General features: G+C 74.0%; 13 protein-coding genes. 8 read left to right on the top strand and 5 right to left on the bottom strand.

What is annotated here, in order from left to right; all coding sequences use genetic code 11:
• Nucleotides 1-415 precede the first annotated feature (415 nt).
• On the bottom strand, nucleotides 416-1,237 hold the full coding sequence (locus SRB17_RS26760; RefSeq protein WP_153542694.1) for a class I SAM-dependent methyltransferase: 822 nt from the start codon (nucleotides 1,235-1,237) through the stop codon (nucleotides 416-418).
• A 177-nt stretch (nucleotides 1,238-1,414) separates the two neighbouring features.
• On the opposite strand from SRB17_RS26760, the gene SRB17_RS26755 reads away from it, so the two are divergent.
• A complete protein-coding gene (locus SRB17_RS26755; protein WP_153542693.1) occupies nucleotides 1,415-2,179 on the top strand; it encodes a VOC family protein in 765 nt (254 codons plus the stop codon).
• Between the two features lie 435 nt (nucleotides 2,180-2,614).
• Here the strand turns inward: SRB17_RS26755 and SRB17_RS26750 are convergent, their stop codons facing one another.
• Both SRB17_RS26750 and SRB17_RS26745 read right to left on the bottom strand, forming a co-directional pair.
• Entirely contained in the window at nucleotides 2,615-3,160 is a 546-nt protein-coding gene (locus SRB17_RS26750) for a MarR family transcriptional regulator (RefSeq protein ID WP_323376352.1), read from the bottom strand.
• A gap of 308 nt (nucleotides 3,161-3,468) precedes the next feature.
• Entirely contained in the window at nucleotides 3,469-5,154 is a 1,686-nt protein-coding gene (locus SRB17_RS26745; protein WP_153542692.1) for an FUSC family protein, read from the bottom strand.
• Nucleotides 5,155-5,351: 197 nt separating this feature from the next.
• Here SRB17_RS26745 and SRB17_RS26740 point away from each other — a divergent pair, with 197 nt between their 5' ends.
• The 5 genes from SRB17_RS26740 (at nucleotide 5,352) to SRB17_RS26720 (ending at nucleotide 9,470) form a co-directional block, all read left to right on the top strand.
• Nucleotides 5,352-5,906 (top strand): DUF5134 domain-containing protein, encoded by a 555-nt coding sequence (locus tag SRB17_RS26740; RefSeq protein ID WP_323376276.1) that lies wholly within the window; start codon nucleotides 5,352-5,354, stop codon nucleotides 5,904-5,906.
• Nucleotides 5,907-5,993: 87 nt separating this feature from the next.
• Nucleotides 5,994-6,929, top strand: a complete 936-nt coding sequence (locus SRB17_RS26735; protein WP_153542690.1) for a M56 family metallopeptidase — start codon at nucleotides 5,994-5,996, stop codon at nucleotides 6,927-6,929.
• A 103-nt stretch (nucleotides 6,930-7,032) separates the two neighbouring features.
• The gene (locus SRB17_RS26730; RefSeq protein ID WP_153542689.1) at nucleotides 7,033-7,764 is read left to right on the top strand and encodes a phosphatase PAP2 family protein; all 732 of its coding nucleotides are present in this window, start codon (nucleotides 7,033-7,035) and stop codon (nucleotides 7,762-7,764) included.
• 10 nt (nucleotides 7,765-7,774) lie between these two features.
• On the top strand, nucleotides 7,775-8,464 hold the full coding sequence (locus tag SRB17_RS26725; protein WP_153542688.1) for an HAD family hydrolase: 690 nt from the start codon (nucleotides 7,775-7,777) through the stop codon (nucleotides 8,462-8,464).
• A 337-nt stretch (nucleotides 8,465-8,801) separates the two neighbouring features.
• Nucleotides 8,802-9,470: a TetR/AcrR family transcriptional regulator gene (locus SRB17_RS26720; RefSeq protein ID WP_153542687.1), complete on the top strand. Its 669-nt coding sequence runs from the start codon at nucleotides 8,802-8,804 to the stop codon at nucleotides 9,468-9,470.
• A gap of 31 nt (nucleotides 9,471-9,501) precedes the next feature.
• On the opposite strand, the gene SRB17_RS26715 is transcribed toward SRB17_RS26720, so the two are convergent.
• Nucleotides 9,502-10,134 carry a DUF6214 family protein gene (locus SRB17_RS26715; RefSeq protein WP_323376351.1) on the bottom strand — a complete coding sequence of 211 codons (633 nt, stop codon included), beginning with the start codon at nucleotides 10,132-10,134 and terminating at the stop codon, nucleotides 9,502-9,504.
• 201 nt (nucleotides 10,135-10,335) lie between these two features.
• Here SRB17_RS26715 and SRB17_RS26710 point away from each other — a divergent pair, with 201 nt between their 5' ends.
• Nucleotides 10,336-11,673, top strand: a complete 1,338-nt coding sequence (locus SRB17_RS26710; protein WP_323376275.1) for an FAD-dependent oxidoreductase — start codon at nucleotides 10,336-10,338, stop codon at nucleotides 11,671-11,673.
• 161 nt (nucleotides 11,674-11,834) lie between these two features.
• Nucleotides 11,835-13,229, top strand: a complete 1,395-nt coding sequence (locus tag SRB17_RS26705; RefSeq protein WP_153542685.1) for a nucleobase:cation symporter-2 family protein — start codon at nucleotides 11,835-11,837, stop codon at nucleotides 13,227-13,229.
• On the opposite strand, the gene SRB17_RS26700 is transcribed toward SRB17_RS26705, so the two are convergent.
• Nucleotides 13,146-13,550, bottom strand: a complete 405-nt coding sequence (locus SRB17_RS26700; protein ID WP_416237089.1) for an ArsR/SmtB family transcription factor — start codon at nucleotides 13,548-13,550, stop codon at nucleotides 13,146-13,148. The genes SRB17_RS26705 and SRB17_RS26700 overlap by 84 nt on opposite strands.
• Nucleotides 13,551-13,900: the final 350 nt, after the last annotated feature.

Genomic DNA, 13,900 nt, shown 5'->3' with positions numbered 1-13,900 from the left:
CTCGCGCCGGACCTCTGACGCCCGCAACCCTCGCGCCGGACCTCTGACGCCCACGGGCCTGCCGCCCGGCCGCCCACGTCCCGCAACCCTGGCGCGGGGCTGCGACGCCCGGGCCATGGCACCGGACGCCTTGCGTCCAGGGGCCTCCCGCCGGGCCACCCGCGTCCCGCGACCCTCGCGCCGGACCTCTGACGCCCGCGACCCTCGCGCCGGACCTCTGACGCCCGCGACCCTCGCGCCGGACCTCTGACGCCCACGGGCCTGCCGCCGGGACACCCGCGTTCCGCAACCCTGGCGCCGGGCCTGTGGCGCCCGGGCCATGGCACCGGACCTCTGACGCCCAGGGGCCTGGCACCGAGCCTCTGGTCTCCGGGGCCTGGCGCCGAGGTTCTGGTGTTCGTGTCCCGGCTGATGTTCAGGGTCTGGTCCCGGAGGTGAGGACATGGCCGCTGATGCCCAGCAGTGAGGGCACGGACTCGGTCTGCCGCATGGCCGCCAGGACCAGCGGCCGGCGCTCCGCATCGTCGAGCCAGGAGTCGATGCCGCCCATCAGCCAGGCCGCGCCTTCGAGGCCGTACTGCCCGTGCGGCGTCAGGCCGGCGTCCGTGAACTCGGTGGGGACGTCGCCGGGGTCGTGGAAGTAGGCCGTGGTGAACAGGGACTTCGGCCCACCGGTCGGCCGCATCCGGCCGTCGCCGACAGCGGCCTCGATCTGCGGCCGGTGCCCGGCGTCGAAGTAGAGCCCGGTGCTCAGGTTGTCGTGCAGCGGTGCGAACCGGTTGATCGTCGCGGCGACCACGAGCCCTCCGGGCCGCACCACCCGGCGCGCCTCGGCGAGTGCCCGCACCCGGTCCGGGCGCTCGGGCAGGTGGTAGAGCGGGCCGAGGAGCAGCACGACGTCCACGGACGCGTCCGGTGCGTCCAGGGCGCGGGCGTCGCCGTGGCGGGCCCGCACGCCGGGCAGCCCGGCCGCCCGTTCGACGTGCCGGGGCACCGGGTCGAGGAGTTCCACGTCATGGCCGTCGGCGGCGAGCCACTCGGCGTGGACTCCGCTGCCACCGCCCACGTCGAGGATCCGCGCCGGAGCTGGCGGCAGGAGCCTGCGCAGCACGTCCTGGGTGCGCCAGAACTCCAGCCGTCCGGCGCCGGTCCGCAGCCGGGCGTCCTCACGGTCACGTCCGTAGTACTCGGCGATCTCCTCGGCCAGCGCGGGGGCCACGGCGTCCTCGGTGCTCATGACGGGACCCTTGCGCACCGTGTTCCGCGCGGGCAAGTGAATTCGGCGCCCCCGTCGACCGTCCCGGATGGCCCGGACAGGGGGCCGGGGTTAGCGTGCCGGAAGAGGTCGCTTCGCGCACCGGAAGGGATCTCTGTGCCGATACGCCAGTCCGCCGCGGCCGGAAGGGACCCCGTCATGAAGTTCGACAGGCCGGTGACCGGCGGACCCTGCTGGACCGAGCTCGGGACCAACGATCTGGAGGGGGCCAAGGGGTTCTACACCGAGTTGTTCGGCTGGCGGCCGGAGACCGATCCGCGGCAGGAGGCGGGCGGGTACACGGTGGCGCACCTGGGTGACGCTGCGGTCGCCGCACTCACCCCGCTGTACCAGGAGTCCCAGCCCGTGGCGTGGAACGTCTCCTTCGCGGTGACCGACGCGGACGCGGCGGCACGGCGCGTGGAGGAGGCCGGCGGGACGGTGATCCTCGGCCCGATGGACGTGTTCGACGTGGGCCGGTTCGCGGTGGCCCTCGACCCGACCGGCGCGGCGTTCCAGCTGTGGCAGGCGCGGGCCTTCCCCGGGGCCGGGCTGTTCAACGCGCCCGGCACCCTCGGCTGGGTGGAACTGGCGACCCGGGACACCGAGCGGGCCCGGGACTTCTACACCACGGTGTTCGGCTGGAGCGTCGACACCTCCGAGTGGTACACGCAGTGGGGCATCGGCGGCGACGACTTCGGCGGCATGGCCGACATGGGCGACCGGTTCCCGCCCGAGGTGCCGCCGCACTGGCTGCCGTACTTCGCGGTGGACGACGTGGACGCGACGGCCGAGGTCGCGCAGCGGGCGGGCGGGTCCGTCGTCCTGGCACCCGTGTCGGTGCCCGACGGCCCGCGCATCGCGGTGCTGCGGGATCCGCAGGGCGCGGCGTTCGGCGTGCACCGGGCCGGCGAGGAGGGCTGAGGCGCTGCCCGTGACTTCGCGTGCGCTTGGGGCTGGGGTGCCGACAAGGACACCAGTGCGCGGATCCTCGACATGTATGCCGATGCCGGCGGCAACTTCACTGCTCGCCGGGACAACTTCACCCCGATCGAGGCGATGATGCGCGCCCTGGACGACGTCGTGCGCTCCGGCACAGTGCTGGACTTGGGCGTGTCGGACTGGCCGGCTGGACTCCGTGGGGCACAGGCCGGCCGCCTGGGGGGAGGACGTGATCAGCTGGACGCGGACGCGCTGAAGCGACTGGACGGGGCGAGTGCCGTGCCGCTCGGCTCCCCGCACGACTTTCTGCGGGAACCGCTCATCACGCGGAATGCCTACGGCGACCGCTGGACCGACATCGAGGACCGCCGCTCCACGTACCGCCGTACGGCGCACGACGTCCTCCGATGTCCTCCGTTACGCCCGAAGCGCCCCCATCCGGCCCTCCAGGCGGCCGAGCAATTCGGCGAGCAGAACGGCGAGTTCGTCCAGCCCCTCGGGAGCCAGCACACTCAACACGGCCGATTCATAGGTGAGTTGCTCCGGGAGGATGCCGTCGACGAGGTCGCGGCCCGCCTCGGTGAGGCGGACGTGGGCGACCCGGCGGTCCCGGGTGTCGCCGCGCCGCTCGACCAGTCCGCTTTCGGTCAGCTGCTTGAGCCGCTTGGTGACGGCGGCCCCGGAGGAGAAGGTCTCCCGGGCCAGCTCCCCCGGGGTCAGCTCGTGGCCGGTGCGGCGCAGCGCGCCCAGCAGGTCGAACTCGGGGCGGCTGAGCCCGGCCCGGCGCAGCGGCGCGTCCTCGGCCTGCTGGAGCAGCGCGGCACACCGGTTGATCCGGCCGATGACCTCCATGGGCCCGGTGTCCAACTCGGGATGCACGGCCCGCCACTGCCGCACGACGGCGGCGACGGTGTCCTGCCGAGCGGCAGGATCGCCGGCCGTGTCCGGGTCGGTTCCGGTCACCGGTCCACCGGGGCGGACGACCTCACCGGCATCGGTGTCCGCGCCGGCGGGCCGGTGACCGCCCGCACGGCCCGCACCGGCCGCGTCGTCACCGCTCCCCGGGCCTGCGCCGACCGAACGGCGACCGCCCGCCGGTTCGCCACCGGCACGCCGGTGGACCCCCGCGCCAGCCGTGACGTCACCGCTCCCCAGGCGTTCGCCGGCCGGATCACGGCTCTCCACCGGTTCCGCGCCGGCGTGCCGGTGGTCGGTCGTCCGGTCCGTGTCGGCCGGGTCGTCCGCCGGCGTTTGTCCGCCGTTCGTCGCCGTCATGGCCGTATGTCCTCCGTCGTCCTGCCCGGGCCCTGGACCGGATCCACCGGATCCTGGTGCTGCGGTACGAGACCCTGGCGTCGTACCGTCGCCGCGAGCGTACGGTGTCCGGCCTGCTCGGCGAGCACGACCCGCTCCTCGGGCAGGGCGCGCTGCCACCACTCGCCGGACGCGGCGTCGGCCGTGGCGCGCAGGTCGGCGAGGGCGGCGGCGAGGCTGCGGCGGGCCGACTCCAGGGCGCGGGGGGCCGGGTACGGCTCGGCCAGCAGCCGGGCGGCGTTCTCGCGGGCCCGCTCCATCGTGGCCAGCGCGTGTTCGAGGCGGTCGCCCGCGCGCCGGTTGGTGACGGCGACGGCCGCGACGAAGCCGACCAGCGCGCCGATCAGGGTGTCCGCGACCCGCTCGGTGATCAGCTCGGCCGGGTCCTGGGCGCGGGCGAACTCGGTGATGAGCAGGGCCATCGGGGTCACGCAGACGGTGCCGAGCCAGTAGTTGCGCGCGATCAGCGCCTCCGCGCCGAAGTTGAAGGCGAGGCAGCACAGCACCAGCGCGACCGGGTGGAGATGGGCGAGCGGGGCGACGGCGGCGAAGACCAGGACGCCGGCGAGGTTGCCGACGACCCGCTGGATGCCCCGGTTCCAGGTGAGCGTGACGTTGGCCTGGTAGAGGGAGGCCGCGGTGACCAGCGCCCAGTAGGGACGGCCCACCCCGAGCGCGAGGGAGGCGTAACCGGCGAGGGCGCAGCCGATCGCGGTGCGCGCGGCGATCGGGGCGAGGGGAGCCAGGCGATGCCGCAGCGGCGGGCGGGGGTAGGCCAGTTCGGTGTCGATGCCGAGGAGTTCGTCGGCGGACTCGCGCGGGAACCGGACGCGGGGGATCCGCCCGGTGCCACGCAGTTCGCGGGCCCAGGCGCGCAGCCGTGCCGGGTCGGTGTCGGCGGGCGCGGCGAGCGCGACCTCGGCGCGGACGAGGAGCCGTTCGAGGGCGCGCCTGGTGCGGTCGGGGCGGGCCCCGGCGGCGAGCAGCGACTGCCAGGCGGCGTGGATCGCGGCGGCGCTCGCGGCACGGGCCCGGGCGTGCCCGCCGGCGGTGCCGCGTGTGTCGGCGTGCGCGGCCGCCGCGTCCAGGGCCTGGGCGGTGGCGCGGCGCTCGGGGCCGTACGGGCGGAGCAGTCCGGGCGCCATGCCGACCAGCCAGGCCCAGGCGCCGGCCGCCAGGGCGAGCCCGACGTGACCGGGCACCTGGCCGAGGGTCTGCGGCGCGAACAGCGAGGCGGAGCTGATGAAGGTCAGGACCACGTTCCCGGGCGGTCCGAGCCGGGCCGCGTCGCTCACGGTCTTCTGGACGGCCGCCATGGCGGCGCCGACGGTGACGAGGACGACGGCGTTGCCCGTGAGCGACGCGGCCAGCAGGGAGACCGTGAGGCCGCCGACCATGCCGAGCGCCACCCAGGCCAGGACGCGGGCGCGGGCGGCGTAGGGCCGGCTGTGACCGTAGAGCGCGCACAGCGACCCGGCCATCGTGTACATCGCGAGGTCGAGGCGGCCCAGCGCCAGCAGGATCAGGTTGGGCGGCGCGACCGCGGCGACCACGCTCAGCGCGGGCTTGAACCAGATGTCGGAGGGCCGCCCGAGACGGAGCACTCCGGCGAGGGGAAGTCGGTGGTGGGTCGCACTGCTCATACCATCAATTTAACATGTGTTTTACTCGTAAAATTCCTCACCGGTGATTCTCGCGGATGACTCTCGCGGCGTTCCCCTCGGCGCGCTCACCTGCCGCGCTCCGCCGAATGCTCCCCGTGTACACCCTTGCGCTCGCGTGCGCTCCGCATGGCGTGGGCATCGCATTCCTCGACCGACCGTCGAACGGGGAGGTGCGCGTGCACGGACCGGTACCGGCCGCGTGGCTGCTGGTCGCCCTGTGCGCGGCGACCGGGGCCTACTGCCTGCTGCGGATGCGCAGCCGCGTCGAGGAGCAGCGCAGGGCCGCGGGCGCCGAGGCGCTGATGGGCTTCGGCATGGCCGTGATGGCCGTGCCCGCGGCGGTGTTCGCGCCGCCGAGGTGGGTGTGGCCGGTGTACGCGGCCGTGTTCGGCGCGGCGGCGCTGCGCGCGCTGTGGGCCTCGCGCGCCACCCCGCATCACCTGCACCACCTGGTGGGCACGTGCGCGATGGTCTACATGTCGGTGGCCATGGCCGCGGCCCCGCCCGGCGCCGCCCACCATGCGCACGGCGGCTCGGGGATGCCGCTGTTGACCAGCCTGCTGCTGCTGTATTTCGCGGGTTACGTGCTGCTCGCCGGAGCCCGCCTGGTGCCGGCCACGGTGGCCGGGGTCGGCGGCGGACCGCTCGGCTGGGGCGATCGGCCGGAGCTGTCGCGGGCCTGCCGGCTGTCGATGGGGATCGGCATGGTGGCCATGCTGCTGACGATGTGAGCGGAGTCTGTGCGGGTGCGTTGTCTGCGTCACTTCGGTGGCGCGGACCGTACCCGTGAGCGGCCTCGCGCTCATAGGGTGCTGACCATGATGGTCCCCGTGGCCCTGCTGCTGCTCGGCGCCCTGACCGCCGTCGTCGCCCCGCGGCTGCTCGCCCGGGCCGACTGGCCGGACCGCGAACCGGTCGTCGCCCTCTGGATGTGGCAGTGCGTCGTGGCGGCCGTCCTGCTGTGCTGCGTACTGTCGATGACGCTCAGCGCGTCGGCGGCCTGGCAGGAAGTGCGCGGGCATGTGTTCGCCCGGGCTCCGCGCGCGGTCGTGGACGCCTACGCCCTCGGCACGGCGGGCCCGTGGGCGGCACCGACCGCCGTACTGCTGGCCTCCGGCGGCCTGTGGAGCCTGGCGATGCTGGTGCGCGAGGTCGTACGGGCCCGGGCCCGGCGGCGCACCCGGCGCGCCGAACTCGTCGTGCGCGCCCCGCTGTTGCCGGGCGAGGAACCGGCGGGCGGCCGGCTGGTGGTGCTGGAGGGCGAGCGTCCCGACGCCTGGTGGCTGGCCGGTACGGCGCCCCGCCTGGTCATCACGACGGCCGCGCTGCGTCGCCTGAAGGGGCGTCAACTGAACGCCCTCATCGCCCATGAGCAGGGCCACGCGCAGGCGCGGCACGACTGGCTGCTGCACTGCTCGGCGGCGCTGGCGGGCGGATTCCCGCAGGTGCCGGTGTTCGCCGCGTTCCGCGCCGAGATGCACCGGCTGGTCGAGCTGGCCGCCGACGACATGGCATCCCGGCGCTTCGGCCGGCTGACGACCGCGCTGGCGCTGGTCGAACTCAACGAGGAGCGGGGCGTGTTCGGACCATGCCCCTCCGCGCAGGCCCATGTGCCGCAGCGTGTGCACCGGTTGCTCACTCCCCCGGGCCGGCTCCCCGCACTGCGCCGGCTGCGTCTGACGGCCGTCGCGGCGCTGGTGCCGGTGCTCCCGGTACTGGTGGCCCTGGTTCCGGGCCTGCGTGCCCTCGGCTGACGGCTGACGACGATCGACCGACGGCTCGGGTCCGTCGGCACCGTACGCCGCGCGGGCCGGCCGGACGGTGGCCACGGGCCTCCCGATCAACAAAGATCGCGGCATGCCCCGCAGCCCCAGCGCCGACCCGCGCCCCAGGCCCACTGCGGCGTCCCGGTCCCGCCCGCGGGCCCTGCGCGCCGCGGCCCTCCTCGCCGCCGCCGTCGGCGTGTGCTGCGCGCTGCTGACGGCCCTCGCCCCGGTCCGCTGGCATCCGCTGCTCACCGTGGACGGCAACGTCTCCCGCGCGACGCACCACTGGGCGGCCCACGACCACGCTCTCACGCACGCCTTCCGGGTACTGACCGACTGGGCCTGGGACCCGCTGACGATGCGTCTGGTGTGCGCGGCCGCCGTGTTGTGGCTGGTGTGGCGGCACGCCGCGTGGTGGACGGCGCTGTGGCCGGCGGTCACCGTGGCCCTGGCGGCGGTGGTGCAGCAGTCGGTGAAGCGCGCCGTCGACCGGCCCCGGCCGGTGTGGCCGGACCCCGTCGACTCCGCCCGGTACGCGGCCTTCCCGTCCGGTCATGCCATGACGGCCACCGTGGTGTGCGGCCTGCTGCTGTGGCTGCTGCACCGCTTCGGCGCGGGCCGCGTCCGGCGGCGTACGGCCGTGGCGGCGGCCGTGGTCTCGGTGCTGGGCGTGGGCGTGACCCGGGTGTGGCTGGGCGTCCACTGGCCCTCGGACGTGGTCGGCGGCTGGCTGTTCGGGGCACTGACGGTGGCCCTGGCCGTGGTCGTGTACGAGTGGCCGCGGCCCGCTCCGGCCGACACCGCCGGCCACCGGCCCCGATAGGGTCGGGCGCATGTCTGCCGTGCTGTTCGACTTCTCCGGAACCCTGTTCCGCATCGAATCCACCGAGTCCTGGCTGCGTGCGGTCCTGGCCGACACGGGACACGCCCTGCCCGAACCCGAACTGAAGGCCGCCGCACGGTCCTTGGAGACGGCGGGAGCGCTGCCGGGCGGAGCGAATCCGGTGGAGCTGCCGGCGGACCTGGCGGGCGTCTGGGCGGTGCGGGACGAGAGCGCGGAACTGCACCGGGCCGCTTACACGGGCCTGTCCCGGCGGGTGCCGCTGCCCGACCCCGGGCTGCACGACGCGCTGTACGAGCGGCACAAGCTCCCGGCCGCCTGGGCCCCGTACCCGGACGCCCCCGAGGTGCTGCGCACCCTGCACGAACGAGGGATCGGCGTGGGCGTGGTCAGCAACATCGGCTGGGATCTGCGCCCGGTGTTCCGCGAGCACGGGCTCGACCGGTATGTGGACGCGTACGTCCTGTCGTACGAGCACGGGGTGCAGAAGCCGGACCCGCGGCTGTTCTCGGTCGCCTGTGCGGCGCTGGGCGCCGATCCGCGACAGGTGGTGATGGTGGGCGACAGCAAGGAGGCCGACGGTGGCGCGGCCGCGCTCGGCTGCCGGGTGCACTTCGTCGACCACCTGCCGGTGACGGACCGGCCCGACGCGCTGCTGCCCGTGCTGGATCTGGTGGGCTGAGGCCCGGCGCCCGCCGGCCGCGCGGGGTCAGCCCTGGCGGCCCTCGACCTCGGTGGCGGGGCGCACACGCGCCCCGCACGGGTCCAGTTCGCGCGGTGTGCGACACCGAGGGATTCCCGCGGTCGGTCCCATGGGGCGACACGCGGACGGTGCGGTTGCGGTGACAGCGCCGGTGAGTGCAGGGCCCGGCTGCCGTCGGGACTCCTCGCGCCGTCCGTCTGAGACGATCCCCCGCGTCGCCCCAGACGGACGGCAGCCCTGGACCGGGCCCGCGCATGGCGGTGCCCGCTGCGATGAGTATAGTTGGCTGGCAGCCAGTCAACGCAGGAGTTACAGGATGTCCCCGCGCAACGCCTCGGTCAATGAAGAGTTGCGGCGGCGTTCCCGGGAGCGGCTGTTGCAGGCCGCCGTGGAGCTGGTCGACGAGCACGGCTTCGAGGCCACCACGCTGGGCGACATCGCGGACCGCGCCGGTTCGGCGCGCGGACTGGTGTCGTACTACTTCCCCGGCAAGCGCCAGCTGGTGCAGTCGGCCGTGCACCGGCTGATGCACCGCACGCTGGAGGAAGCGCTGGAGCGGGAGCCGCACACCGAGGACGGCCGGGAGCGCCTCGCCCGGGCCATCGACGCGATCCTGGGCCTGGCCAGCGACCGGCCGGTGCTGATGCGGCAGCACATGGCGGGGCTGCTGCAGGCGGAGGGCTTCGTGCAGTGCCCGGAGCAGCGCCGGCTGTCGGAACTGCTCAGCGACACCGTCGCCCGGTACGGCTCCCAGGACGTCGCCGCCGACTATCCGATGCTGCGGGCCGTACTCATGGGCGCGGTGTACTCGGCGCTGGTTCCGGGGGTGCCGATGCCGGTACCTGCGCTGCGGGCCGAACTGTTCCAGCGGTACGGGCTCGACTGGGCGTCCGGGGTGCCGCCGGAGAGCGAGGAGGGCCAGGAGGCGCGAGAGCAGGACCTGTCCCGGTTCTTCGCGACGGAGGAGCGGCCGAGCAGTCCCTAAGGGACGCGAGAGCTGCAACGAGCAAACCGACTCAGTCGCGGCGTGCGTGACGGGGCGTGAGGAATCCCGCGTCCCGCGCCTGGGCGATCAGCCTGAGGGAGCGGCGGCGACTGTGTCCGGTCGCGCTCATCACGGCGAGCACCGGGTCACTCCCCTGCTCCTGTGCAACACGGTATTCCTGCGCGGCCAGCCGACGGCCCTCGACGCCGCGCGGCCAGACCGGCCGGGCACGCCGCGAACCTACCCAGAGCTCGTCCTCCTCCGCGCCGGCCTCTCGCGCGCCGCCCTCCTCCGCACCGACGTCCTGCGCGCCGCCCTGCCCGTCGCCGATTTCCTCCGCGCCGGCTTCCTCCTGGTCGGCCTTCTCGTCGCCGGCCTTCTCGTCGGATTCCGGTGCGTACCGCCCCTGCAGGCGTTCATCGCCGTCGCTGTCGCACGACCGCTCCACCCCGCACGACGCGAACAGCGGCCCCTCGATCCAGTCCGCGAGCACCGCCAGATCGGCGAGGGACAGGGCCGGCTGGGCACTGACGTCCTCGATGGACACGCGGCCCTCGCGCACGACGGCCAGGGCGTCGACCCGCGCGCCGTCCGGGAAGGCCAGCCGAACCTGGAACCAGGACGTGACCTCGCACTGCTCCCGCACCTCCCACGCAGGGCACACGGACACCACGCCGTCCTCCGCGTCCCGATCGGAGAGATCAAGAAAGGATGCTTCTGGCACACACGGAAAGTAACCGTATGATTACGCCTCGTACGAACGGACACGCTTCGCAGTCACCCCGCCGGCCCCTGCCCTCATGGGGTTGTGGGTGCCATGCTGGAGCCGTCCGCACACCACCTCCTTCGGGCGAGGAGTACCGCTGTGCTGCGTGTCGCCGTCGTCGGTTCGGGGCCGAGCGGGTGTTACACCGCCCAGACCCTGGTTCAGCAGGACCCCGAGGTGTCCGTGGACGTCCTGGACCGCCTGCCCTGCCCGTACGGCCTGGTCCGGTACGGCGTCGCCCCGGACCACGAGAAGATCAAGTCCCTGCAGGGCAGCCTGAGGACGGTGCTGGAGCACGAGCGGGTGCGATTCCTCGGCGGGGTGCTGGTGGGCGGCGGCCCGGGTGGGCTGCCGGTGGAGCGGCTGCGGGAGCTGTACCACGCCGTGGTGTACTGCGTGGGCGCCGCCGCCGACCGCCGACTCGGGATTCCGGGCGAGGAGCTGCCGGGCAGCTGGTCGGCGACCGACTTCGTGGCCTGGTACAGCGCGCATCCGGACGCGGCCGACGCCGGCTTTCTGCGCGGAGTGCGGTCGGCCGTCGTCATCGGCGTGGGCAATGTGGCGGTGGACGTCACTCGGATGCTGGTCCGGGGCGCCCCGGAGCTGCGCCCGACGGACATGCCGCAGGCAGCGCTGGACACGCTGACGGCGAGCGGGATCACCGAGGTGCACATGGTGGGCCGGCGCGGCCCCTCGCAGGCCCGCTTCACCACCAAGGAGCTGCGCGAGCTGGGCGCGCTGCCCGGCACCGAAGTCCGCGTCGATCCCGCCGACCTGGCGCTGGATCCGGCCGACCCCGCCGCCCTGCCCGCCGTACCGCGCCGCAATCTGGAGGTGCTGCGCGGCTGGGCCGCCCGGCCCTCGGCCGACGCCGCCCGGCGCATCGCCCTGCGGTTCTTCCTGCGCCCCGTGGAACTGCTCGCGGACGCGGGCCGGGTGGGCGCCGTGCGCTTCGAGCGGACGGCTCCGGACGGGCGGGGCGGGGTGACGGGCACCGGCCGGTTCGTGGACGTGCCCGCCCAGTTGGTGCTGCGCTCGGTGGGCTATCGCGGAGCACCACCGGACGGACTGCCGTTCGACGCGCCGAGCGGCACGGTGCCGAACGCGGCGGGGCGGGTCGTACGCGAGGGTGACCTCTCCCCCGGTGAGTACGTCGCCGGCTGGATCAAGCGCGGTCCGACGGGTGTCATCGGCACCAACCGGCCCTGCGCCAAGGAGACGGTGACCTCCTTGCTCGCGGACGCTCCGGAGCTCCTGCGCCGGCCGGTGCCCGAGGATCCGGTGCCCGCGCTGCGGGCGGCCGGGATCGAACCCGTGCCGTGGGCGGGGTGGCTGGCGATCGAGCGGGCCGAGGCCGACCTGGGCGCGCGGCTCGGACGGGGCGTGGTCAAGCTGGCCGACTGGGACGCGCTACTTACGGCGGCCCGGTCGACGTAGGCCCGGTGGCCGGGGGATCCGGGTGGAGCCGGGGATTCCGCACCGGCCGGGCGGGCATGACACACAGCGGCAACAGACCGGAAATCAACAAACTGTTCAAGGCGCTTACGGTCTCGTCCTGTTCGGATGCCACTCCCCGCCCGCGCACCGCTGGAGTCCTCATGGCCACCACCACCGCAGACATCCACCCCGTCGACGAGATACCACCGGCACGGCAACTGGCGGCCTTCGGGCTGCAGCACGTGCTCGCGATGTACGCGGGTGCCGTCGCCGTGCCGCTCATCGTGGGTGGCGCGATGAAGATGTCGCCCGCCGACCTGGCGTATCTGATCACCGCCGACCTGCTGGTGTGCGGGATCGCCACGCTGATCCAGTGCATCGGCTTCTGGCGGTTCGGCGTCCGGCTGCCGATCATGCAGGGCTGTACGTTCGCGGCGGTGTCGCCGATGGTGCTGATCGGGACGACGGGGGGCGGGCTGCCCGCGATCTACGGCTCGGTGATCGTCGCGGGCCTGGCGATCATGCTGCTCGCGCCGGTCTTCGGCCGGCTGTTGCGCTTCTTCCCGCCGCTGGTGACCGGCACGGTGATCCTGATCATCGGGGTCTCGCTGCTGCCGGTCGCGGGCAACTGGGCGGCGGGCGGCGCCGGTGCAAAGGACTTCGGGGAGCCGAAGAACCTGGCGCTGGCGGCCTTCGTGCTGGCGGTGGTGCTGGCCGTGCAGCGGTTCGCGCCCGCCGCCCTTGGCCGGATCGCCGTCCTGATCGGGATCGCGGTGGGTCTGGCGGTCGCGGTGCCGTTCGGGTTCACCGACTTCAGCGGGGTCTCCGGCGCCGACTGGGTGGGCATCAGCACGCCGTTCCACTTCGGGGCGCCGCAGTTCAAGGCGTCCGCGATCGTGTCCATGCTGGTGGTCGCCCTGGTGACCATGACCGAGACGACCGGTGACCTGATCGCGGTGGGTGAGCTGACCGGACGGAAGGTCGAGCCGCGCTCGCTCGCCGACGGGCTGCGCGCGGACGGCCTGTCGACGGTGCTGGGCGGGGTGTTCAACACCTTCCCGTACACGGCGTACGCGCAGAACGTGGGCCTGGTCGGGATGACCCGGGTGCGCAGCCGCTGGGTGGTCGCGGCGGCCGGCGGGATCCTGGTGCTGCTCGGTCTGCTGCCCAAGCTGGGCGCGGTGGTCGCGGCGATCCCGGCGCCGGTGCTGGGCGGCGCCGGGCTGGTCATGTTCGGCACGGTCGCGGCGAGCGGGCTGCGGACGCTGGCCCGGGTCGACTTCCAGGGGAACCACAACCTGACCGTGGTGGCCGTGTCGGTGGCGGTCGGCATGCTGCCGGTGGGGGTGCCGACGGTCTACGAGAAGTTCCCGGACTGGTTCCAGACGGTGATGAACAGCGGGATCAGCGCGGGCTGCCTGTCCGCGATCGTACTCAACCTGCTCTTCAACCACCTTCCCGGGAAGGCGGGTTCAGGCGCCGTCGCCGAGGCGGACGGACTGCCGGTCGGCGGCCGCGAGAAGGCTGTCGAGCAGTCCCGGGAAGAGACCGTCTAGGTCGTCCCGGCGCAGGCCGTTCATCTTGGCCGTACCCCGGTAGATCTGCCGGACGACCCCGCTCTCGCGCAGCACCCGGAAGTGGTGCGTGGTGGTGGACCTGGTCACCGGCAGTTCGAACTGCGAGCAGGTCAACTCCACCCCCCTGGCGGCGAGTTCGCGCACGATCTGCAGTCGCATCGGGTCGGAGAGCGCGAGATCGTGACGAACGGCGAGGCCGACGCCGTCCTGCTGGGCCGCGAGCTGCTGCGCAACCCGTCGTGGGCCCGGTACGCCGCCCACGAACTGGGCGGGGAGGTCCGGGTACCGGACCCGTACCACCGCTCGGTCTGACGGCGGCCGACGGCCGGCACCAGCGAGCGTGACCGCCACCATCGGCCACTACCGGTCGACTTGGGCGCGACCGCCCGCCATCATCGGCAGGCCTGGCGGCCACCACCGTCCACCACCGAGCGGCCTCACCGCCACCACCGGCACCGTACCTTCATGGCTACCCGGCACCGGCCGGCCTGGTGCCGCCACCGGCAGGCCTGACAGCCCACCACCGGCCGGCACCGGGCGGCCTCAGCGCCGCCGCTGCATGGCTGCCCAGCGCCGGCCGACCTGAGTGCCGCCGCCACTGGCACGGTCCGACCGCCGCCACCGGCCGCTATCGGTACGGTCCGAACGCG

Origin of the sequence: Streptomyces sp. RB17 (assembly GCF_009604455.1) — a bacterium.
Classification (GTDB): Bacteria; Actinomycetota; Actinomycetes; order Streptomycetales; family Streptomycetaceae; genus Streptomyces.
The sequence above is the reverse complement of the archived record's forward strand: the minus strand, read 5'-3'. Positions and strand labels throughout refer to the sequence as shown.